This is a genomic window from Spirosoma migulaei (genome assembly GCF_054776855.1).
In genome coordinates, this window is the sequence record NZ_BAAHBG010000001.1 from 120,354 (window position 1) to 144,441 (window position 24,088).

13 protein-coding genes are annotated in these 24,088 nt (G+C 50.3%); 6 read left to right on the forward strand and 7 right to left on the reverse strand.

Going from position 1 to position 24,088, the window contains the following annotated elements:
• Positions 1 to 172: 172 nt before the first annotated feature.
• The 3 genes from ACYVGO_RS00455 to ACYVGO_RS00465 form a co-directional block, all read right to left on the reverse strand.
• Positions 173 to 2,983, reverse strand: coding sequence for a M14 family metallopeptidase (locus ACYVGO_RS00455; RefSeq protein ID WP_460966713.1), 2,811 nt, complete (start codon positions 2,981 to 2,983; stop codon positions 173 to 175).
• Between the two features lie 309 nt (positions 2,984 to 3,292).
• Positions 3,293 to 6,118, reverse strand: a complete 2,826-nt coding sequence (locus ACYVGO_RS00460; RefSeq protein ID WP_460966715.1) for a M14 family metallopeptidase — start codon at positions 6,116 to 6,118, stop codon at positions 3,293 to 3,295.
• Between the two features lie 428 nt (positions 6,119 to 6,546).
• Positions 6,547 to 7,179 carry a TetR/AcrR family transcriptional regulator gene (locus ACYVGO_RS00465; protein WP_142774036.1) on the reverse strand — a complete coding sequence of 211 codons (633 nt, stop codon included), beginning with the start codon at positions 7,177 to 7,179 and terminating at the stop codon, positions 6,547 to 6,549.
• A gap of 950 nt (positions 7,180 to 8,129) precedes the next feature.
• Here ACYVGO_RS00465 and ACYVGO_RS00470 point away from each other — a divergent pair.
• The 6 genes from ACYVGO_RS00470 (at position 8,130) to ACYVGO_RS00495 (ending at position 17,162) form a co-directional block, all read left to right on the forward strand.
• Positions 8,130 to 9,821 carry a DUF4331 domain-containing protein gene (locus ACYVGO_RS00470; protein WP_460966935.1) on the forward strand — a complete coding sequence of 564 codons (1,692 nt, stop codon included), beginning with the start codon at positions 8,130 to 8,132 and terminating at the stop codon, positions 9,819 to 9,821.
• Between the two features lie 25 nt (positions 9,822 to 9,846).
• The gene (locus ACYVGO_RS00475; protein ID WP_460966718.1) at positions 9,847 to 11,871 is read left to right on the forward strand and encodes a DUF4331 family protein; all 2,025 of its coding nucleotides are present in this window, start codon (positions 9,847 to 9,849) and stop codon (positions 11,869 to 11,871) included.
• 134 nt (positions 11,872 to 12,005) lie between these two features.
• On the forward strand, positions 12,006 to 13,328 hold the full coding sequence (locus ACYVGO_RS00480) for a tetratricopeptide repeat protein (protein ID WP_460966720.1): 1,323 nt from the start codon (positions 12,006 to 12,008) through the stop codon (positions 13,326 to 13,328).
• 87 nt (positions 13,329 to 13,415) lie between these two features.
• Positions 13,416 to 15,674: a TonB-dependent receptor gene (locus ACYVGO_RS00485; protein WP_460966722.1), complete on the forward strand. Its 2,259-nt coding sequence runs from the start codon at positions 13,416 to 13,418 to the stop codon at positions 15,672 to 15,674.
• A 133-nt stretch (positions 15,675 to 15,807) separates the two neighbouring features.
• On the forward strand, positions 15,808 to 16,290 hold the full coding sequence (locus ACYVGO_RS00490) for a hypothetical protein (RefSeq protein ID WP_460966724.1): 483 nt from the start codon (positions 15,808 to 15,810) through the stop codon (positions 16,288 to 16,290).
• A gap of 119 nt (positions 16,291 to 16,409) precedes the next feature.
• The gene (locus tag ACYVGO_RS00495) at positions 16,410 to 17,162 is read left to right on the forward strand and encodes a TlpA family protein disulfide reductase (protein WP_460966726.1); all 753 of its coding nucleotides are present in this window, start codon (positions 16,410 to 16,412) and stop codon (positions 17,160 to 17,162) included.
• Between the two features lie 32 nt (positions 17,163 to 17,194).
• Here the strand turns inward: ACYVGO_RS00495 and ACYVGO_RS00500 are convergent, their stop codons facing one another.
• The 4 genes from ACYVGO_RS00500 to ACYVGO_RS00515 form a co-directional block, all read right to left on the reverse strand.
• Positions 17,195 to 18,004, reverse strand: a complete 810-nt coding sequence (locus ACYVGO_RS00500) for a sugar isomerase domain-containing protein (RefSeq protein ID WP_460966728.1) — start codon at positions 18,002 to 18,004, stop codon at positions 17,195 to 17,197.
• Between the two features lie 103 nt (positions 18,005 to 18,107).
• On the reverse strand, positions 18,108 to 18,992 hold the full coding sequence (locus ACYVGO_RS00505; protein WP_142774029.1) for an ROK family protein: 885 nt from the start codon (positions 18,990 to 18,992) through the stop codon (positions 18,108 to 18,110).
• A 105-nt stretch (positions 18,993 to 19,097) separates the two neighbouring features.
• Entirely contained in the window at positions 19,098 to 21,245 is a 2,148-nt protein-coding gene (locus ACYVGO_RS00510; protein WP_460966730.1) for an outer membrane protein assembly factor BamB family protein, read from the reverse strand.
• Positions 21,246 to 21,462: 217 nt separating this feature from the next.
• Complete coding sequence (locus tag ACYVGO_RS00515; protein ID WP_460966732.1) at positions 21,463 to 24,078, reverse strand: glycosyl hydrolase; 2,616 nt, start codon at positions 24,076 to 24,078, stop codon at positions 21,463 to 21,465.
• Positions 24,079 to 24,088: the final 10 nt, after the last annotated feature.

Genomic DNA, 24,088 nt, shown 5'->3' on the forward strand with positions numbered 1-24,088 from the left:
GTTAGGGCTTTCTAATAAATGCTATATTGGTTTTTACAAAATAGCCAAGCGAGAACGGCGGAACGGTTTCTTAAAACCGACACTATGGCGCAAAAATTCCGGCAAACAGATAAGCATCTATGTCGATTATATGTTTACCGGAATTTTTCAGATTCGCCTGATTGTCAGTACATCACTCACTTACAGTCTGGCCACTTTGCGGACCCGCTTTGCCAATGCTGTACAACTGGTTGAAGAGTAATTTAAAGGTGCCCTGGGTTTGCCCACGAAAGGTGATTTCAGGACCGAACGCATAGAATCGACCCGCACCCACGGGTGCCATGAAGGCCGCCACACCATCCAGCAAATACGACTGTCCCCAGGCCCAACCACTGCGTAAGGGCTTGCTGGTGTCAAACCAGGCCAGCGGAGTCACGATGCCTTTAGCAATGGCTTCAGGCGCAATTTTGAACACTGGACTGGCATCGAAATACACATCGGTCAGCGTGGACATGCCCCAGGTAGCGTGCTGAGTCGAATCTAAACGGACCCGCAAAACACTGCCCGGAATGTAGAATTTTTCGTTTGGCAAGGGCCGTTCCTGCCCAGCGCTGGTCATTTCGGTCAGCGCGTTTTTAACCGGCAATTTTAAGTGATACGCCAGATTGGTGCTACTACCAATAGTAACTACTGTTCCACCCGCTTCCAGGAAGGTCTTGAGTTGCGGAATGGATTTGGCCGCGCTGATCCGACCTAGCCAGGGGCGATACTCCTCTGGTATCTCGTCGGGTTTTGGTTCTCGTCGGGCACTAAAACCCGACGGTTCATTCTCCCGACTAACGGCTGGAATGGCCTGACTCACAAACACGATCACATCGAATTTTTGCTTCAACTCACCAGCGTCGATGTCCTGCGGGAAGATGACGTTCATGGGGAAATGGTATTGTTCCATCAACCAACGCACCCAACCGGATGGCATCGAACCGCCGTAGGTATCCCACAACGCAATTCGCATGGGCGATACTTTCGACATCGAACTCATTGGCTTTTTGGCAACGCCTGTTACTTCAAGGCCCAGATCTTTCGCCGATTTATCTAACAGCGACTTGGCTTTGGCTGAAGCAGGCACAAAAAACGCCCCCGACTCGACCGTCGATTTACCGCCCACGCCATTGGGCAGACGGAATACATCGACACCCGAAGCCAGCAGGTCATTGACGGCAATGAAGGAGTTGTTGGCTTTGGCACTGAGGATATAACCGCCACCCGCCGTTCCAACAACATGCCCTTCCGGCGGCTGGAGTTCGCCATAGGGCAGTTTCTTGAAGGGACCATCGAACGCATCTAAAATTCGGTCGAACTGAACATTCATGGTGTACGCCAGTGTCCAGCCAGCTGCATCATACGGGCGAACCGGAGGGCCACCTGGATACTGGAAATCGTTGGGGTAATCCTGGGGCTCAAACATGTCGAGGACATGCGGGCGGAAGGCCTGATCCGTTTTTACCACGTACGAACCACCCGGATAGTTCTTCCCCGCTACCGTGAAGTCGGCGGTGGCTTGCTGGACCTGGATGCCATTTTTGATCAGGGCGTTGATGAACGTAACGGCCGTGGCGAAATCAGGTTGATTGGCGGGAATAATAAATCCACGAGGATCGCGTAACAGCGGCCCCTTTACCAGGGTATCGTAATAAGCTGTCGGGATTTCACTGACGCGCGAGGATAGCTCGCTGGCCCCTCTACCGGCGGGGCTGCTTTTGCGTTGGTCGGTCTGATAGCTCGGGGTAATGGAATTAATTCGTTTTGGATAGAGGGTCCAGGCATCTTTGCTTCCCCGCTCGATAGAGTTTTTACCCATCCGGTAAATTCCATACAGCAGTTGATCCCGCTGGCGGGCGGCATAGTCGAGAACCGCGTAGTTGAGCGATAGGGAATAGTCGATGGATTGCTTGAAATGCCAGGGCTGCGGGGTTATTGGAAAAGGCGAGTTCACATTGGGAATCAATCGGTCAGGTACCAGCGGAATTACTTCCGGCGTTGGGTTGCCAATGATCTCCGTCAAGAGGCCAATCATGTTGTGAAAAAGGGTCGTTGAGCGTAATCCCCCATTGAACCAGTTCGAATAGGGCGTGCCTGTCAGTCGTGTATAACCGGGTTTGTTTTCCGTATTCAGCCGGTTGATCATGGCCGATCCCAGCGCATCCATGCCCGTTACCGTGAGCGGATCGAGCACATAGTTGAACGGATCGCGGAGGGGAGGGCCTGCCAGTACGGTTCCCGTTGGCCCACGCTGGTGGTGGTTATACAGAATCTGGGGATTCCACTCGACAAACAACTGACGACCGATGTTCTGCGTCTCCCGCTGGTTCATGATGAAGAAATCGCGGTTATTGTCGTGGCCGATGTACTTCTGGTACAGCCTGGGCAGAAACTCCTGCGACCGTTTTTCTGGCTTCGGCTCGCGCATGTACCAGTTCCCAACGAGTTCATGCCCATCTGGATTTGCGTGGGTGAGCAGAATAACAACGTTGTCCAGAATGCGCAACGTTTCGGGATCTTTGCGGCTCACTAACTGCCAGGCCGTTTCAATGAGCTGCATGGTGCCCACAGTTTCCGTCGAGTGGAGTCCACCGTCAATCCAGACAACGGCTTTGCCTTCGTTCGCCAGCGCCCGTGCCTGTTCCTCAGAGAGCCCTTCAGCGCGGGCGAGTTTCTGGGAAATCTCCTGATAGCGAGCCAGTTTTTTCTGATTCTCGGGCGAGGTAACGATCAGCATGTACTGATGCCGACCTTCTGCCGTCAGGCCAATATCGACCAGCTTGGTCCGATCCGAAGCTGCCAGTTTCTTGAAATAGGCTTCAGTCTGGGTGTAGTTTGATAGCTGATAATCGTCGCCAATGTTGAATCCGAAATGCTCTTTGGGCGACGGGATTGTCTGCGCCTGTCCCGCTATTCGGCTGAGCAGCAGGAGCAGGCTAAGGAGTTGGAAAAGTCTGGTCATGATGGAGGAGAGGAAATGATGAAGGGAAAAATATAGATTGGTGTGGTTTGCTGTGATGTCGGTTTTGCCGTGGTGTCAGATTCTTAAATCTGACACATGAGGTTTCTCAAAACCTCGTGAGAACATTATGCATCAGATACAATAGGTTTTGAGAAACCTCGCGTGTCGGTTTTAAGAAACCGACATCACGACAAACGACCCCAAAAGTAAACCGCGCCCTGCACCACATCTGAATTGAATGTGACACCGGACGCGGTTACCAGTTTTTAGTTATTGAGGAAGTGTAATTTTCTTTAGTTCAGCGAGTACTTACTCGCTAACAACATCGCTGCCTTGCGATCCGCTCTTGCCGGAGCCGTAAAGCTGGTTGAAGAGCAGTTTGAAAGTGCCTTGTGCCTGTGCCCGGAAGGTGATTTCGGGTCCGAACGCATAGAACTTGCCCGATCCAACAGGTGCCATAAAGGCGGCTACGCCATCCTGCAGATACGATTGTCCCCAGGCCCAGCCACTACGAAGCGGCTTGTTGGTGTCAAACCAGGCGAGTGGGGTCACAATGCCTTTGGCGATGGCTTCAGGCGCAATTTTAAACACCGGACTCGCATCGAAATAGACGTCGGTCAGTGTAGGCATACCCCAGGTGGCGTGTTGAGTCGAGTCCAGATTTACCCGTAGAACGCTGCCTGGAATGTAGTATTTCTCGTTTGGCAAAGGACGCTCCGTGCCCGCAGCCGTCATTTCGGTCAATGCATTTTTAACGGGCAATTTTAGGTGATAGGCCAGGTTGGTGCTGGTGCCAATCGTTACCACCGATCCACCCGCTTCCAGGAAGGCTTTGATTTGCGGAATCGACTTGGTTGCCGTGATTTTGCCTAACCACGGACGGTATTCAGCCGGTGTGCTTTCTTCTTTTGGCTCACGTTCCAGACCTCTGAAAATGTCGTTATCGGCGCCCGTAGCGGGTGGAATAGCCCGTGTTACGAATATGATGACATCAAATTTCTTCTTTAAATCACCCGCATCGATATCGGCAGGATAAATCACTTTCATTGGGAAGTGGTACTGTTCCATCAGGAAGCGCACCCAACCGGATGGCATCGAACCGCCGTAAGTATCCCACAACGCAATCCGCATGGGCGATACTTTCGTCATCGAACTCGTTGGCTTTTTGGCAACGCCCGTTACTTCAAGGCCCAGATCTTTCGCCGATTTATCTAACAGCGACTTGGCTTTGGCTGAAGCGGGCACAAAGAACGCCCCCGACTCTACCGTCGATTTACCGCCCACGCCATTGGGCAGACGGAATACATCGACACCCGAAGCCAGCAGGTCATTGACGGCAATGAAGGAGTTGTTGGCTTTGGCACTGAGGATATAACCGCCACCCGCCGTTCCAACAACATGCCCTTCCGGCGACTGAAGTTCGCCATAGGGCAGTTTCTTGAATGGACCATCGAACGCGTCTAAAATTCGGTCGAACTGAACATTCATGGTGTACGCCAGTGTCCAGCCAGCTGCATCATACGGGCGAACCGGAGGGCCACCCGGATACTGGAAATCGTTGGGGTGATCCTGTGGCTCGAACATGTCGAGTAAGTGCGGACGGAATGCCTGATCGGCTTTCACGACGTACGAACCGGCAGGGTACTTTTTGCCCGCTACCGTAAAGTCGGCGGTGGCTTGCTGAATCTGGATACCGGTACGAATCAACGCATTGACAAACTTAACGGCCGTTGCGAAATCAGGTTGATTGGCTGGAATGATGAACCCACGAGGATCGCGCAGGACAGGGGCCTTCATGATCGTATCGAAGTATTTAACCGGCATGCCCCCTCCGCGCGGAATAAATCCGTACTGCGCCAGAGCCGCGTTTGCAGACGTAGAGGTTGGTTTCTTCGGGTCTGTCTGAAACGCGTGGTTGATCGCGTCGATTTTCTTTGGCGAAAGGCCCCAGTAATCTTTGCTGCCCCGGTCGATGGAGTTTTTACCCATCTTATAGATGTTGAACAACAATTCGTCGCGATAGCGGGAGGCATAGTTCAGTACCGCGTAGTTGAGTGATACTGAATACTCGATCGACTGTTTGAAATGCCATTTTTGGGGAGTAACCGGGAACGGCGTATTTCCATTAGGGATCAGGCGACTAGGGACCAGAGGAACCTCTTCGGGCGTTGGATTCCCGATGATTTCGGTAAGCAACCCGATCATGTTGTGGAAGTGCGTCGTTGTGCGCAGACCACCGTTGTACCAGGTCGAGAAAACAGAACCACCCAAACGAGTATAGCCTGGTTTGTTCTCAACATTCATCCGGTTGATCATCGCGGCACCCAGTGCATCAATACCCGTTACCATCAACGGATCAAAAACGTAGTTGAACGGATCGCGGTAAGGAGGACCCGCCAGTACAGAACCCGCTGGGCCCGCCTGGTGGTGGTTATACATGATCTGCGGAAACCACTCGACAAACAATTGACGGCCAATGTTTTGGGTTTCCTTCAGGTTCATGATAAAGAAATCGCGGTTGTTGTCGTGACCAGCGTATTTCTCATACAGCCGGGGCAGGTTATCCAGCGACCGTTTTTCTGGTTTAGGTTCGCGCATGTACCAGTTCGATACGATTTCCTGTCCGTCGGGGTTGGCGTGCGTCAGCAGGATAATGGTATTATCCAGAATGCGCATGGTTTCGGGGTCCTTGCGGCTCACCAGTTGATAGATGGTTTCGATGAGCTGATGCGTACCAACGGTTTCGGTTGCGTGTAGACCACCGTCAATCCAGACAACGGCTTTGCCTTCATTCGCCAGCGTACGCGCCTGATCATCGGAGAGACCTTCTGCACGGGCCATTTTCTGCGAAATCTCCTGGTAGCGCGCCAGGTTTTTTAAGTTTGCTGGCGACGAAACGATCAGCATGAACTGATGACGACCTTCTTCGGTCAGGCCGATGTCCATCAGTTTGGTCCGGTCAGAAGCAGCAGCTACCTTCTTAACGTAGGCTTCGGTTTGGGTGTAGGTCGCGAGCTGGTAATCATCGCCGATGTCGAACCCGAAATGTTCCTTGGGAGAGGGGAGTGTCTGAGCCATTGCTGTGCTCAAACTGACCAGCAGCATAACCAGGAATGAATAAGTAGAATAACGCATTGTTGATGGATTGATTGGGGATTTTGTACGAGTTAGTTTAGGGGTGTTTGATTTTGCCTGAAAACTGAGCCAATGGATATAGATCAGATCTGAAGTCAATATAATTTATTGGATTTTATGAATGGGTATGCAGGGAGAATATAATTTTTAATAACCCCTTAATTCAAATATAATCTTCGTTATCTTCTATAAATACTGGTAACAGATTGGTAAGACAGCCCCTGAGCCAGTTTTGTTTGTATACAGGTGAATGTCAAGGAAAATGCGTGTAGCAGGAGGAGAAAACTGAGTAAAAATACTGGTGCATTCGTGTCTTGTTACTGGATGAGTTGTGGGGTGTCTTAACCGTGTTTAAAGAAAGGGCGACATACGCCATATCTCCCAGATATGGCGTATGTCGCCCTTTCTTTAAACACGCTGTACACTAGTTATTGAGAATTGAGATGCTTAAACTCCAGCATACCTTTTGTGGTAAAGTAGGGACTCAATACCGACCAAACGGCAAGACGATAGTTAGTTATTGTTAGCTCATGGGCACCAATGCCCCGCATCCGCTCGAAATTCACCCAGCTCTCTGTTAACAGCATACATCGGTGAGCTAACAGTACTGAAGAGTCAGGGGCTACTGGAATTCGTAAAGCACCTCTGGCCGAGCTAAATGTTAAGAGCCAGTCAACCTGTCTGGTTTGCCAGTCAAGGTGCTTTCTGTGCGCTTGTTTCAGGCTGGGAAAAGCCCGCATTAACTCTAGCGTATCCGTGAAAAAGAAGCTGTATTGTTGTTGTAAACTGAACGTGTTTCTGATATACTGATCCAGGCTGCTGAAGAGTGGATGGTGGCGTAAATCGGACAGTAATTTTTCCTGAGCGAGTTGAATGGATTGATAAAGAGCCTCAACCAGGGCATCTTTTGTGTTGAAATGATAGGCCAGATTACCAACACTAACACCAGCTTCGTCGGCAATGTGCTGAAGCCGGACGCTTACGAAGCCGAATCGGTTAAATAAATACAAAGCGGCTGCGAGAAGCTTGGTTTTAATATCGCCCTGGGATCGGGTTCCCATATGTAATGAATTGGGTTTATGTTTTTAGAAGAAAAAAGGTAGCCTGATACTCTTCGTTTGGGAAGGTAGAGTGGATGTTGTTTCCAGGAAGTTAACTTATGATTTTACCAGACTGAAACCAGCTAATGGGGCAAGACATTCAAGCATGACTAGTCAGTTTACCTTGAATGGATACCAGAAGGTACTTCATAATGAGCCGCTGATCAGGTAATCAAATTGATTAGTGGTTTCTATAGTCATAACAATGGTGTTGAGTAATGAATTTTTGCGTTCATATCTGTTTGTACTAACGTAATATGACTAGTACCTGGATTTAAAAACGAGCAACAGTTGCCAGATTTAATAGGTTATTCCGGGCTTTTTTTAAGGTAGATTCTGTCCGAAAATGGGTAAAAATGAGCTTCGAAGGGAATCCAAATACGACCTAAAAAGCCCCTTTTTCGACAACAGAGGCCTTTTTGATTGATGTTATTCTTGCGATAGAAGGCGACCAGGATGATGTCTTAATGGACTACATTAAAATACTTTCATTTGAAAAGTTTTTCTAATTACATATTACTATTTTCATAAAGTGAAATACCACTAAAACTATTTCCAGACATTAGGAGTATATACGTTCAACTAAGCAAAAATACTCTAACCATTCTAAAATGAAATAAAAAACATATACGCCCATCTACCTGACTTTCAGCGTTTTTGTTCCTGCTTTCTGCCTGAGAGACTCGTTTCTCCAGGTCCTATTTTTCGGCATTAATCGTCCACTCTCTCAACGCTCTTAGTACAACCTGATGCTCCTGACAAGCGCCTGGCTTGGTAAGGGAAGCTGTTGCCTGTCCTCAGAATTTATTGCCCTTTTTTATAATTTTTTCACGTTTAAACACAAAAAATCTATGCGCACGTTTCCTTTGTGCTCTGGCCGACTTAGGAGTTTACTTCTGAGTGGTGCTCTGATGCTGCTAACGATTGGAGGGTATGCCTCCAGTCACCGTGAAGCCCCGCTGATTTCCAACGATCCGCTGGCTGATAATACCGATGTGTATGCGTTCAAAAGTCCTGACGACCCGAACACAATTACGATCATTGCGAACTACATTCCGTTTCAGTTGCCCGATGGCGGCCCGAACTATTACACCTTTGGCGAACGGATTCGGTATGAGATTCACATTAAAAACAAGGCGAATACCGCAACCGACGACATTACGTATCGATTTACGTTTTCCCGCAACAACGAAGACCCAAGCACGTTTTTCAACATCCGCCTGGGTAAGCAAAACCTGAAAACGACCTTCGTCTGCGAAAAAAGTGTGAACGGCGGCCCTTTTATGGCAATCGTTAGTAACGGCGTAGTACCCGCTTATAACATCGGGCCACGCTCTATCGACACACCGGGTCTTGGTTTAGGTAAATCGTATAACGAACTCATTGAACAGTCCATTGCTACGGCTTCATCGGGCGAGAAAGTCTTTTGCGGTCCCGCTGATGATCCCTTCTTCGTTGACCTGGCCGGAGCCTTCGACGTGGGTAACTTCCGACCCGATGGCAACCCGGTCAATGCACCGAAAGATGGACTGGCCCGCTACAACGTGCATTCGATTGCCCTGAAAATTCCGGTCAGTCTGTTGCAGAAAGATGGCAAGAGCGTTTCGCAGGCAACCACCATTCTTGATCCTGACTTTGTGATTGGGGTATGGGCCTCAGCAAGTCGTCAGAAAATCAAAACGCTCTACAACGGTGGCGATGTAGGCTTTGATGGCGAATACGTACAGGTATCGCGCCTGGGAATGCCTCTGACCAATGAAGCGGTGATACCCATCGGTATGAAAGACAAGTGGAATACGCTCACGCCGTATGGGGGCAATGATCTGCAGTTTGCGCCCTATTTCACGAACCCAGAGCTGGCCCTCTACATGGACGATTCACAGTTTGGTGGAGCCGTTCCGTCATTAAAAGCACTCCGAATCCAATCGAAATCATTGGGTTCGTTTGACTTCCGCAATGGCAAGCCTGGTTTGTTTGGTCTTAAAGGCAATGCTGCCCTGGATGGAACAGCCCTGGCCGAAGCCGCTTTTGGCGGTGTTTTGTTGCCCAATGCAACGAGCCCACGGGCGGTTGACTTGCTGCCTATTTTCTATACAGGGGTGCCTAACCTGAAGCCCTATCAACTGGCGACGGGAAAAGCAGGTAATCCTCTGGCAGCCGGTAAACCCTTCATTCACAACTTCCTGCCTACCCTGGGTGATATGCTGCGGCTGAACATGGCCGTGCCCGCTACCCCCCGTAACGACCCCAACTTCAGTTCGCTGGGGTTGGTGAAGGCAGCCGTGTTGGGCTTGACCGATGCCACTTATGCCAATCCGAACCTTCAGTTCATTCCCAACATGGATGGCTTTCCCAATGGTCGCCGGTTAGAGGATGACGTGACCACCATTGAGTTGCAGGCGGTGGGTGGTGTGGTGCTGGCGGCCATTGGGTTGTGGTACGACGATTTTGTACCCGGTCAGTCGCCCGTAACGGCCAATTTAGGGAACGTGCTGAAGTTTAGCGCGGGCGTTACCAAAAATGACACGACGCTGAAAACTAGCTTCCCCTACGTGCAAACACCCTGGCGTGGTCTTAACTATACCAAAGTGACTAAATTCTAATCACGTCAACCATCTAGCAACAATCATGAAAAAGATACTTCTCATTTTGCTGACGGCGGTACTGACGTATATGCCCTATAGTCAGCTGCTGGCATCGTCGCACCGCGAAGCCCCGTTAATTTCCAGCGATCCATTGGCCGACAATACCGACGTATATGCGTTCAAAAGCCCAACCGACGCGGAAAAAATAGTGCTGATCGCTAACTACATCCCGTTTGAAGATCCAGCTGGTGGGCCTAACTGGTACACCTTCGGGGAGAACATCCGGTATGAAATTCACGTCAAGAACAATGCGGCTACACCCGGCGATGATATTACGTACCGGTTTACGTTCTCGATCAAAAACGAGGACCCAACTACCTTCTTTAATATCCGATTAGGTAAGCAAAATCAAAAGACAACCTACATCTGCGAACGCAGTACCAATGGGGGCCAGAGCTGGACGACAATTGTGAGCAATGGCGTAGTGCCACCCGCAAATATTGGGCCTCGTTCCATTGAAGATAAAGCCGTTGGTTTGGGCGCTGCATCGTACAATGAACTGGCAACCAAGGCAATCACGACATCCTCGACAGGAGAGCGGATTTTCTGCGGACCAATCGATGATCCCTTCTTCGTTGATCTGGGCGGCATCTTCGATGTCGGAAACTTCCGGTCTACAGCGCAGGCGCGGGATGCGTTGTACCATTTTAACTGCCATACAATTGCCATTGAAGTGCCCGTTTCCATGTTGCAAAAGAATGGCAAAACGGTAGCACAGGCTGCTAATATTCTGGACCCTGACTATGTAGTTGGTGTGTGGGCTTCGTCGAGCCGTCGTCAGATCAAAACCATTTATAACGGTGGCGATGTAGGCTACGATGGTGGCTGGGTACAGGTCTCCCGTTTGGGCATGCCCCTGACCAACGAAGCGGTTATTCCTATTGGCTTGAAAGACAAGTGGAACTCGTTTACCCCCTATGGTGGCAATGATCTGCAGTTTGCCAAGTACTTTACCAATCCTGAATTAGCCCTCTACATGGACGATTCGCAGTTTGGTGCGGCCGTTCCCGGTTTGTCGGCACTCCGTATTCAGTCGAAATCATTGGGTTCATTTGACTTCCGCAATGGCAAGCCTGGTTTGTTTGGGCTCAAAGGCAATGCTGCCCTGGATGGAACAGCCCTGGCCGAAGCCGCTTTCGGTAAAGTGTTACTGCCTGACAATGCCAGCCCACGAGCGGTTGACTTGCTGCCTATTTTCTATACAGGGGTGCCTAACCTGAAGCCCTATCAACTGGCGACGGGAAAAGCAGGCAATCCTCTGGCAGCCGGTAAACCCTTCATTCACAACTTCCTGCCTACCTTGGGTGATATGCTGCGGCTGAACATGGCCGTGCCCGCTACCCCCCGCAACGACCCCAACTTCAGTTCGCTGGGCCTGGTGAAGGCAGCCGTGTTGGGCTTGACCGATGCCACTTATGCCAATCCGAACCTTCAGTTCATTCCCAACATGGACGGCTTTCCCAACGGTCGCCGGTTAGAGGATGACGTGACCACCATTGAGTTGCAGGCGGTGGGTGGTGTTGTGCTGGCGGCTATTGGGTTGTGGTACGATGATTTTGTACCCGGTCAGTCGCCCGTAACGGCAAGCTTAGGCAAAGTGCTTAGTTTCAATGCGGGTGTTGTCAAAAATGATACAACGCTGAAGGCTGGTTTCCCATTTGTGCAGGACCCCTGGAGAGGGTTTATTGGTCGGGGCTATGTGGGTCCAGACCAAACGAAATCAGCAGGCCGTATTGCTGCTACCGAAAAAGTGTCACCCCTGCTGGTACGTGTACTGGGAAACCCGACCGCCAATAGCGACATAACGGTTGAAGTGACGGGCGCTGAAGGACAGGTACTGAAACTGGGTGTCATTAATAGCCAGGGTCAGTCAATGGGCCAGCAGACGATCAACCAGGCGGGCAGTGTTGAACGCCATACCGTCCGTTTAGGCGAGCAGCCGGGCCTGTACTTCCTGCAGGTAATAACCCCAACCGAACGGAAGATTATCAAGATGGTTCGGCAGTAATCGTTATGAGTTTGAGGTTTAAAGTTTGAGGTTTGAAGTTGGCTGACGCGATCGTATTACCTATGTTAACCAACTTCAGACCTCAAACTTTAAACCTCAAACCTCAACCTACAAACCTAAAAAACTCTACCCTTATGCAACTCTATACCTTATTCGTCAACCGACTCATGCCCGCCTTAGGACTTGTTTTACTCGCTTTCCTGATCTTCTTGCAGTTTAGCTGCTCAAAAAAAGCGAAGGAAACGGCATCGACCGAAGTTAGCTCGACCATGGACATTCCCCCTTTGTTCGAGCGCCGGGGTGAGTTGGCTTCTGCCGTTGAATGGCAGCGAACCAAAGAAAAAGTTGCGGACCTGAACGGGAAAATCCGCAAAGAACCCAATGACGTAAAGCCCCGATTACAGATCGCCGTGATCTATCTGTCGGAAGCGCGGATTACGGGTGAACACCCTTATTATTACCCGGCTATCCTGAAAATTCTGGACGGCGTACTGGCTATGGACCCGAAGAACTTTGAGGCTACCACCTTTAAGGCATCGGTGAAAATGTCGCAGCACCAGTTTGCTGAAGCCCGTGAGCTGGCCGAAAAAGCCCGTCAGATTAACCCAAACAACGCCTATGTGTATGGCGTACTGGTCGATGCCAATGTGGAACTGGGTAATTATGAAGAAGCCGTGGCGATGTCGGATAAGATGCAGGCGTTGAAGCCCTCTTTGGAATCGTACTCACGGGCTTCGTACCTGCGGGAGATCTACGGAAGTTACCCCAGTTCGATTGAGGCTATGAAACTGGCCGTTCAGGCTGGCTTGCCGGGTTCAGAGCCTCAGTGCTGGAGCAAAAATATCCTCGGCCATCTGTACGAAACAACCGGCCAGCTGGACAACGCCGAAAAACAGTACGATGGCATTCTGGTGATGCGGCCCAGCTATGCCTTTGCGTTGGCCGGAAAAGCCCGGATTCTGAAAGCCCGGAAGGAATACCCTCTGGCGCTGGCCACGCTGGAAAAAGCAGCTAAGATCATGCCCGAATTCTCCTTCCATGAGCAGATGGCCGAGATCTATGCCTTGCAGGGTGATCAGGAAAAAGCCAAAAAGAAATACGTGGAGGTAGCAAAGATGCTGGATGAAGATGCCCGTTCTGGTCACGCTGTTGACCTCGAACTCTGTAAACTCTACACAAAATCGGGCCAGCTAGATTCGGCAAAAAAATACGGATTGATCGAGTACAGGAAGCGGCCTAAAAACATTGACGTGAATCATGCACTGGCCTGGGTTTATTTCAATCAGCATGATCTTAAAAATGCACAGCAACATATGCAGATAGCCTTGCGTACAGGCAGTAAAGACCCGGAATTGTTACAAGAGGCTGGCGCTATTGAGCTGGCGCTGGGTAACGCTGGTCAGCGGGATAAACTAGTGGCAACCGCCCGGAAAACCAACCCGAAGTTTACGTTGTAGGGTGTTAATAACGCATGGTCTGGGAGGATACAGACCTTGGAAACAAGTATGTATGATTACGTAATGCATCGTAAGTTTGCAGGTAGTATGAAACCTTTTCTTTCCTTTCTGATCGTGATTCTGGTTAGTATCCAGGCCTATGCGCACCTCGGCAATCTGGCCGGGAAGGTATATGACCAGGCGACGAATCTACCTTTGCCGGGGGTAACCGTACAGCTTACCGGACTCGGCAAAGCAACGGTCACCAATGAGCTGGGCCAGTATCGCTTCGATGGTCTGGTGGCTGCTCCTTACAAAGTTGAACTGTCGCATGTGGGGTTTAAAACGCAGGTAGTTGAAGTGACGGTGCTGGACGATCAGACAGTTACGGTCAATACCCTGCTGGCTACGGCTTCTGTAGAACTGAGCGAAGTCGTGGTCTCGTCGCAACGGGCACACGATCAGCAACTGATTAGTAGTCTGGATATTAAACTAAGGCCCATTACCAATTCGCAGGAGATTTTGCGGATGGTACCGGGGCTGTTTATTGGTCAGCACGCGGGTGGGGGGAAAGCTGAACAGATCTTCCTGCGCGGCTTCGATCTCGATCACGGTACCGATATCCGCCTGACGGTTGATGGTATGCCCGTGAATATGGTGTCGCATGCCCACGGGCAGGGTTATGCTGATCTCCATTTTGTCATTCCTGAATTAGTTGAAGGGGTTGATTTTAAAAAAGGGCCGTACCGTGCGGATAAGGGTAATCTGACAACTGCCGGTTGGGTTGATTTTCGGACAAAGACGGCCCTCGATCGTTCGTTTGTGAAACTCGAAGCCGGGCAGTATGATACGTACCGTGCGGTGGCGGGACTGGATTTGTTAGGCCAAAAAGGTAGAGTTAAAAATCAGTCCGCCTATCTGGCATCGGAGTATTCGTATACCAATTCGTATTTCGATAATCCGCAGAATTTCAAACGATTGAATGTGGTTGGTAAGTACCACGGCCACCTGGCGGCCAACACCAACCTGACGTTAACCGGCTCGACCTTCTGGAGTAAATGGAATCACTCGGGACAAATTCCTGACCGGGCGGTAGCGTCTGGGCTAACGGATTTCTTCGGCTCCATTGACCCAAGTGAAGGAGGGGAAACCAGCCGGACAAATGTCAATGCGCAACTCGTAACAGTTACGCCCCGGAATCATGTCATCAAGAATCAGTTGTTCTACAGCAACTACAATTTTGAGCTATATTCCAACTTTACGTTTTTCAAGGAAGATACCGTCAATGGCGATCAGATTCGTCAGAAAGAGCACCGAAATCTGTTTGGCTACAACGGCAGCTATTCCACCGAAACTAATATCGGCAACAGCCACTGGACCACAACTTTGGGGGCGCAGTATCGGCAGGATATCACCTACCATACTGAACTGTCGCACACGAAAAATCGCGTTGAAACCCTGAATCAACTCAAATTTGGGAATATTAATGAAATCAACGCGGCTCTCTACGCGGATGAATTGATTCAGGTTTCGGCCCGCTTTACGGTCAATGCCGGTGTTCGAGTCGATTATTTTCGGAGCCAGTATGAGGATTTGCTCGCAGCATCTGCAACAATCAAACGTGCTACGCAGGCCATTGTATCACCCAAGCTGAATTTGTACTATACCCTGAATCCTCGACTTCAGCTTTACCTCAATACAGGTAAGGGGTTTCACTCCAACGATGCGCGGGTGGTAACGGCTCAAAACGGCCGGGAGATTTTGCCCGCTGCCTATGGCTCCGACCTGGGGGTTATTTTTAAACCCGTTCCAAAACTGCTCATCAACGCAGCTGCCTGGTATTTGTGGCTGCAGCAGGAGTTTGTGTATGTTGGCGATGAAGGTGTAGTGGAACCAAGTGGCCGGTCGCGTCGGGCGGGAGTCGATCTGTCGGTTCGCTACCAGATCAGTAAAATTCTATACGCCGATCTGGACCTGAACACGGCGAAACCCCGTTCCCTCGACGCCGAAGCTGGACAAAACTACCTGCCTCTGGCACCAACGTTTACCTCAACGGGTGGCTTGTCGGTGCAAACGCATCATGGATTCAGTGGCTCGTTGCGTTATCGGTACATAGCTAATCGCCCGGCTAACGAAGACAACTCGATTGTAGCCCAGGGCTATTTCGTAACGGATATGCAGGCCAACTACGCCCGACGAAACTACACGCTCGGTTTATCGGTACAGAACCTGTTCAACACGCGCTGGAAAGAAACCCAGTTTGCCACCGAGAGCCGCCTGAAAGGGGAAGCCGCTCCCGTCGATGAAATTCACTTTACCCCCGGCACCCCGTTTTTTGCAAGGTTGAGTCTGACGTTTTTCTGGTAAGAGATTGGTCAGATTTGATGAAGAAGGCCCAATCGTATAGATCATTGAGAAGATTACTGTTTATTTAACTAAATACATGGGCATTTGTATGAAATAAATTGCTCATGCGTTAACTGAATAAACGCTCAGCTCTATGGGAAAACTGCTTTTACTGTTGTGCTTTTCAGGACTTTTAAGCTGTAAACCACAGGATACTACACCAAATGATGTGGCCGCTCGTGCTGCTGGTAAGTATGTAATTCAGTCCTATGTACTCAATGGAGATACACTCTACACAAGCAAGGGGATCAATAAGCTTGGTGTCAGTGAGTTCTATATCATTGTTGATCGTAAAGGGCCTGACTCGGTCAGGATCGGGAGTGTCTACAAAACAATTGGCGAGGCTGGGTCACAAATTCACATAAAAGATGTTGGTGTTAGCGAGACGAACGGCACTTTTCAACTTACAGCTGCAACCTCCGCTCCTCAGCTTTATGAATGCCGGATAGAAGGGAATGCCTTCTACGAACGATCAGTACGGGGCGGTCCTGGTATTTTTGTAGTGCCTCCTGGCTACACGCTAAAAACGCCTGCTGATCCAGCCCTGGAAGGCGTTATTATATCAGCACGGAAATAGGGATTGACATTTACTTCAGTAGCCATCTGCATTAGTTTATTGTTAAATGTAAGCGGGTGCTTGCGTCAAAAAGGGTGATCTCCTTACTTTGAGTCATCTCAGCACTATATTCACCCGTTATGAAAAACGTTTCCATAGTCGTTTTTATCGCGGCTGTTCAGGCATTGATTTGCTTTTCAACCGTAGCCCAGTCGGATGTAAGAAAAGAAAAGGCGGGCATTCGGCAGGAGGTACGCATCGACGAGAGCACGAAAATCGTTGACAAGACTACCGGCAAACAGATTTCCTATCAGGCGTATCGGCAATTAATGCAGAAGGACCCATATGGCTACCATATGATGCCCGTATTTGATGAGTATGGTAAAGCCAGTGCCTATATGATTCGGCCAACGACGGCGGAAGAACGGGAAACCCACATTTTTTACAATGAACTAGACTCCACATTACAGCCCAAAGTGGGCGACCCCATCCCTTTATTTGTCATGACGGGTATAGATGACAAGGTGTACCGATCAACCGACTTGAAAGGGCATGTGGTTATCCTTAGTTTTTGGGTCAGTTTGAGTAAACCGTTCTGGGGGCCTAGTCAGGCAAACCAATTTGCCGATGTGATACGGCCATATCAATCAGATAATGGCCTCATTTCATTAGGCATTTTACGAGAGTCGAAGGAAGAGATAGCGAATGTGATGGCTACTCAAACGCTACCATTTATGCCGATTCCGGATTCGTATAGTTTTAATCGAAAATTTCAAGTGGCTAGTATCCCGAGTTTTATTGTGATTGACAAGGCCGGGAACATAGCCGCTTTTGTTAATGGGTCAGATTACGATCAGTTAAAACAAGTCATACGGCATGTGAGTCGGAACTAATTGCCCGTTCAATCTAAACCTTGTAGCTGTTTCTATGGCTTACCTGGTTCACTAACATAAGATGGTATCCCTACCCGTTCGTAGAGCTTTGCCAGCCGATGGGCGTGTTCATCATAGGCGCTTTCAAACAGGGAAACGGCCCGTTCGGCACCTACTACATTTGCGGCTGATAACACCTTGGGGGGGAAACCTGCCTGAGTAAGTAAACCAGCCACTTCGGCCTTTAGGCAGTTGACCACTACGGCCCCGCCAACCGTTGAGCCCGGCGCAACAGGCGTATCCAATCCCGGAACGGTGACCATAGCATCACCCATTGCTGCACCCGTGTCCAGCACCAAGTCGGCAAAGTCACTTAGTTTTTTGCCATCGGCCCGTTTGCTGGTACTGTTATCAGCATGTTGTTTTGTGATCAGGGCCACCACTTTCACGCCCTGTTTCTGAAACAACTCCGCCATTTCGATGGGAACGACATTGCAACCGCTGGACGAAATGACAAGGGCCGAATCCTGCTCCGAAAGATCATAGTTCCGGAGAATGCGCTGCGCCAGCCCCGGTACATTTTCCAGGAACATAGCCTGTCGCTGGCCATTTGCGCCCACTACCAGATTGTGAAAGGAGAGGGATAGTTCGACAATGGGATTAAAGCCGGGAAATGAGCCATAGCGGGGCCACATTTCTTCAACCATAATTCGGCTGTGGCCGCTACCAAACAAATGCACCATACGCCCAGCCAGAATCGTCTGACTAAACCACTGTGCAGCTTGCTGAATAGCGTCTGATTGTTGCTCAACAGTATCCAGAATCGCTCTGGATTTTTGAATGTATTGGGAGGTGAGGGACATGGGTTGTTGGTTGAGGTTTGCAGTTTGTAGTTCGACGTTTACTGACCATACAGTTGCTTTTGCGACAGCTAACTTCAAACGTCGAACTACAAACTGCAAACAATTAGTTATGAAAACAGGCAGCTGCTCCAATAGCACCGGCCCAATCTTCAAAATGGGCTTTACAAATGGTTGTTTTTTTTCCGCTGGGTCGCCATTCGAATAAGTCCATAAAGGTTTGTAAAGGGGTGAACAGGGCGTCATTGGCCTGCGTGATTCCCCCGCCTAACACGATCAGTTCAGGCGAAAACGAATTGGCTATGGAAGCCAAAGCCACTGCCAACCGGCGTACGGAGGTTAGCCAGACGAGTGTGGCCACCGGCTCACCCTGTACGTAGCCATCCAGGAGTTCATGCGTACTCTGGTAGCGGCCATACGAGCGTCGGCCAACGGTCACGTTGCCAATAGCATCCTCCAGACTGCCGGGTGCGTGGGTAACATCGAGCTGGTCGCTGTCGGCATCGACGGACATGTGGCCGAGGTGTCCTGCCATCTGGAAAAAGCCCTGATATAATTGGCCATTGACAAGCAGTCCACCGCCAACGCCCGTTCCCAGGGTCAGCATGGCTGCGTTGGCGACGTTGCGGGCTGCCCCAAAACGGGCTTCGGCCATTAATGCGGCATGGGCATCGTTCAGGACCCAGACACGTTCGTTCAGGAAGTCGGCCCAGGCGAAACCTTCCAGGCCCGGTAATCGACCCGGCATACATGCAATCGCTGAATTATCGACGGTAGGAAGGCCAGGTGCTGCTAACCCTACTCCCAGGATGGGTTCGTTGGCTGCGGCTTTCAGGTCTAGCACGGTCTGGGCAATAACCGATTTCCAGCTATTCGTTTCACCATCGTTGGTTGGCGTGATTCGTTTTTCTAAAACCTCGCCGGTACGTGTATCAATGAGTACGCCTTTGATACGCGTACCGCCTAGGTCAATGCCAATGGATTGATTCATGATTTGTTAAAGTTGTCAGTTTACGGTATTCAGTTTACTGTTTACGGTTGGCTGACGCACAGTTGCTTTCGCGTCAGTAAACAGTAAACTGAATACCGTAAACTGTCAGGGTAAAGCGAATGCTACGTAACTGTCTCCTTTTGCGGCACCTAACTTCGTACCCCCACAAGCCAGAACGACGTATTGTTTCCCGTTAACCTCATAGGTGCTGGGGGTGGCAAAGGCTGCGGCCGGAAGTTTGGTTTGCCAGAGTAGCTTGCCCGTTTTTCGGGAGAAGGCCCGGAATAAACCGTCTTTTGTGCCTGCTATAAACAGAACCCCACCTGCCGTAATAACTGGCCCGCCGTAACTTTCTGAGCCCGTAGGTTCTTTGGTTTTTAACTCTAGATAATTTCCCAAAACGGTTTTCCAGACGTATTCGCCGGTGTTGAGGTTAATGGCGTTGAGCGTGCCCCAGGGTGTGGGAACTGCCGGATAGCCGTTTTTGTCCAGGAATTTGCTGTAGCCCGATATCTGATACGGAACCTTCGTTTTTGCCTGCTCGGCTTTGCTGAGCCCTGGCTCGGGATCATGATTCATGCCGGGCTCCTGATTTTCATCCCCGAAAAGAAACGCCAGCAATGACTGCTTCTGTTTGGTCGACAGGCTGGGAAAGGCAGGCATCATCCCTTTTCCGTTCGTGACAATGTTGTTGACAAAGGCCCTATTCCTGCGTTTGTTGATGTCGACTAACGAAGGGAAACCACTGGCCGGATTTCCTTTTCGTTCGGCACCATGGCATTGGGCACAGGTCGTGGTATACACCCGCTGGCCGGGGCTGAGCTGGGCAAGCTGGTCGTTGGACAGTTTCCGGTTCAGCGAAATCAGCCAGGCCATCTCATTGCTGTTCACATACATAATACCATCGGGATCAACAGCCGCACCACCGTATTCGGCACCGCCGTCGAGTCCTGGGTAAATAATGGTTCCCTCTTTGCTCAGGGGCGTAAAGGCTCCCTGATAACGACTTTTACGGAGTGTAGCCTGTAACTCCTCCCGATTTGAAGCTAAATCGCTTATCTCAACTTCGGTTAGGCTGTGCCGGGCGTAGGGCGCTGGTTTCGTGGGAATAGGTTGCGTTGGCCAGGCCTTTTCGCCGTCGATATCAGAAGCCGGTACGGGCACTTCCTTGATCGGAAATAAGGGCTTGCCCGTAACACGATCGAACAGGAAAACATAGCCTTGCTTGCTAACCTGCGCTACAGCATCCACACGTTTACCGTTATGAGTGACTGTAAGCAGATTTGGGGGCGCAGGAGCGTCGCGGTCGAGAATATCGTGGTGAACGAGTTGGAAGTGCCAGAGTCGTTTACCCGTTTTGGCGTCGAGGGCCAGCAGGCAGTTCGCAAATAGGTTCTTCCCTGGTCGATTGCCCCCGTAAAAGTCAAACGCTGCCGAACCGGTTGGTACGTACAGGATACCCCGCTGCCGATCAACCGCCATGCCCGACCAGTTATTGGCTGCGCCTACGTCTGTATTTTTGTAGGTATCCTTTGGCCAGGTTTCATAACCAAACTCGCCCGGTTGCGGAATGGTATGAAACACCCAGGCCAGTGCTCCCGTCCGGATATTAAAGGCCTGAATATGGCCCAGAGCCGCATCGGCCCCCTCAGACAGGCGCATGGGCATGATAATCAGATCGCCATAAACGGTGCCGGGCGTGTTCGAAATAACTGATTTATCTTTCGCTGTGGGTCCCAGTCCCGCCTTCAGGCTGGTACGTCCCTGATCGCCAAAGGAATTGACGGGCTTACCGGTGGCGGCTTCGATGGCATACAGCCAGGGGCCATTGGTAAACAGAATACGCTTGTCGTTTCCACTTTCCCAGTACGTAACCCCCCGGCTGGTACTCCCCGAACGCACCATTGCCCGTACCGATGTCGTATCCTTTCGTGTCCAGATTTGCTTCCCCGTAGCGGCATTAACGGCAAAGGGCTGGGTGGTGGCCGTCATGCCATACAGAACACCATTTTTTATGATTGGATTACACTGAATCTGCCCCGAGTCAAGCGTATGGTATTGCCAGACCATCTTCAGCTTATTCACATTCGCAGTGTCGATTTGGGTAAGCGTGGAATAGTGATTCCGATCTGGACCACCTAAATATTCCGGCCAATCGTTGCTGGAACTGGGTGGGCCGAGTTGGTTTATAAAGGTAGCGGCTATAAATACTGTGGCCGACAGAAGGATTAGGGGAAGCAAAAATCGTTTCATAGGAGTAGGAGACAGTCAGTGCCTAAATATACTGTTTGGCAGGAGCCTGTAATCCTATTGGAGATTAAGTGAACCGATTTTCTTTAGATTTATCGGCCCTTATTGTGATGGCAGATGCTTACATCTGCTACTAGTAGCACCGTTAGGTTTTGAGAAACCTAACTATGTCGGTTAGAAGTAACCGACATCACGTTAAGAGGTATTTTTTTGATTGGATTTACTTTTTAGCAGTCAGCTTAATTGGCCCCAGCAGCCCGGAGGGCAAGGCTTCCCAGCGAGTGGCATCGAAAGGGCGGTAGCGAATGTCCACAATGTTGATGTCGTAGAATTTCTTCCAGCCGGGATTCAGCTTATCGTACAAGCGCATGTAATTGGCGGATAGGTTCGTAACGTCAATTTCCAGTTTATTTCCGGCGGGCTTTAATAGGTCTGCCGGAATGGTTAATCGGAAGGGGATGCACCAGGCGGTTCCCAGAGGCTGACCATTCAATTTTACATCGGCGACTTCCCGTACGTCGCCAAGATCGAGTTGGTAGGATGATACGTTGACTCCGGCGGGTAAGTCGAAAGTTGTGGTGTAGCGGGCGGTGCCAGAAAAGTAACCAGCTGAATCTGATAAACTTGTCCAGGATGTTAGGCTTGGCATTGTGGCTGTGGTTGTCAACGCCGGACGGCCCTTTAGAAACTGTACCTGCCAGGGATTTTTTAAGCGGATGGACTGGCCATTCGAGGTTGACGTTAGCCGCTTTTGCGCTGCTTCGTTTAGGACTGTTGGCGTTCCTGAATAAACATGTATAAAACAGGATTGACCCGGTTCAAGCTGTAAAAAGATTTCGTTCTTTCCACCTTGCCTTTTTCGGACGGGTATTACCTCCGTCTGATCTGTGAGGGGATTATACCGACTTACGAGACCCGTTGCAGCAAGCGTAATCCAGTTCTGGTGGAATTGGTTGTCCAGGTTTGTGATAAAATATTGCGTTGTATCCTGCTGAGAGCCAGATTTTTTTCGAATGAACAAAAGGCCTTCACCTGCCCACGGTTCTGCCCGGACGCCCAGCTGTGGTAAGGATTTGAATACATCGGTACTGACAGTTACGGTTTTTAGTTGCCGGAGCGTTTGTCCGAGTTGCTGAACTGTAGTCGAACGCGCTTGGTGATTATGAAAACCCGGTGCCTGCTCCGGTAATCCGTCGAAGACAATGCGGGCACCTTGCCGGGCTAACCGCTCCAACTGCCGGAGGGAAGTTTCGGGTAAATACGTGCTGTGTGGAACCAGTACGACCTGATACCTGGCTCCCCCCGGACTTCGAATGCCCTGTTTGCTCCCGGTTAACCCCTTGAGTAGCTCATCAGAAACATAGTCGAACGAGTAGCCTCGTTGTGTGAGTTGCTCACACAATTTGCCGAATGGCTGGGGAAGGAGCCACTGCTCCACATGGTGGACTTCCAACTGATGAATGCCCCCCGCTGACTTTGCCTTTGTGGCCCATAGATCATGAATCGGGAAGTAAACCAACACATCGTTGTCGGGTTTACTGGTTTGTAAACGCGTCTGGCAACGTTCAATATACTGATTCAGCTTAGGTAGGTGTGGCCAGAAATGAGACGATGGGCCATAGTTGGTTGAGGCATAAAATAACCAGCCCGGCCAGGCTTCAGCCCTGGGTGAGTAGGGGATACCGTGGTAGAAAATATGGTTGATTCCAGCCGCAAACAACTCATCTATCTGCGGTTTTAATTGCGAGAGTGATACCTGAAAATGGTTGGCCAGCCAGGTGCCCGTTTCTGAACTGACCAGCGGTTTTCCTAACAGATTGGCGGCCGACGATGCAAATTTCATGGCCATTGGATTCGGCGTACCAAATCGGTCGACCTCATAGTTGGCATCGACCCGTAACCCTGGAATCGGAAAGCGACTGGACCCAAATGATTCGGTTTCGGGAATAGCGGCCTGTGCGTATAAATCAATGAGGTTCCCCGGCGAACCATGCGCCTGGTTTCTGGATAAATAGCCCGCTTTACTGGCCCAGCTGCCCCAGGTTGACGCAAACCCGTTGTGGAGAAGTTCAGCAAGCGTTTGGTGATAATCCTGATGAACGAGGATACTTTCGGGAGTTCGGGTTGTATCTAAAAAAGCGGCTAACTGACTAGTGAGGTCGTACCCTCGCCGGGCCTTAAATTCATCCAGAAAATTAGCTGACCAGTTGGCACCGTATACCTCGTACGAGTCGTTGTAAACGGCACGCGGTTGTTCAGGTAAGTGGGCCAGCGTTGAGTCGAAACGCTGTAGATACTGCTGAACGGCCTCTTTGTTGAAGTAGTCAATTACCAGACCCTGGCCACCGGGCGCGGGACGTTTCACCTGTTGCTTTGTCAGAACGGTCGTGAGTTTACCATCCACCACTTTCCAGGCTTTAGCCGCGGTTGGGGTAGATACGCCCGGCCCGCCAAATGGCCAGCCAGTGCCGGTGGTCAGATCAACACCCACACCCAGCCGTTTGCCCTCGCGAACGGTGTGCGCAAAAACGGCCAGCCAACGATCACTTAGAAATGGAATAAATTGATTTTCGTAGCCTTTTACACCGTAAATAGGGATAATATGAACACCGCCAAGACCTGCTTTGGCAAACTGTTCGAGTTGATGAGTAATATCGACTTCATTGACTGCACTCCCCATCCACCACCAGTACGTCCAGGGGCGCGTGGTGTTGCCTCGGGCTGAAGTGCCCCTGGCAATTTGGGAAGTTGGGTTAGGGTTGGATTGGGCCTGTACGTCGACGGGGCTATTCGCCAAACTAACAAGCAATAAACTAGTGATAAACGAGTATTTCATAATTCTTACT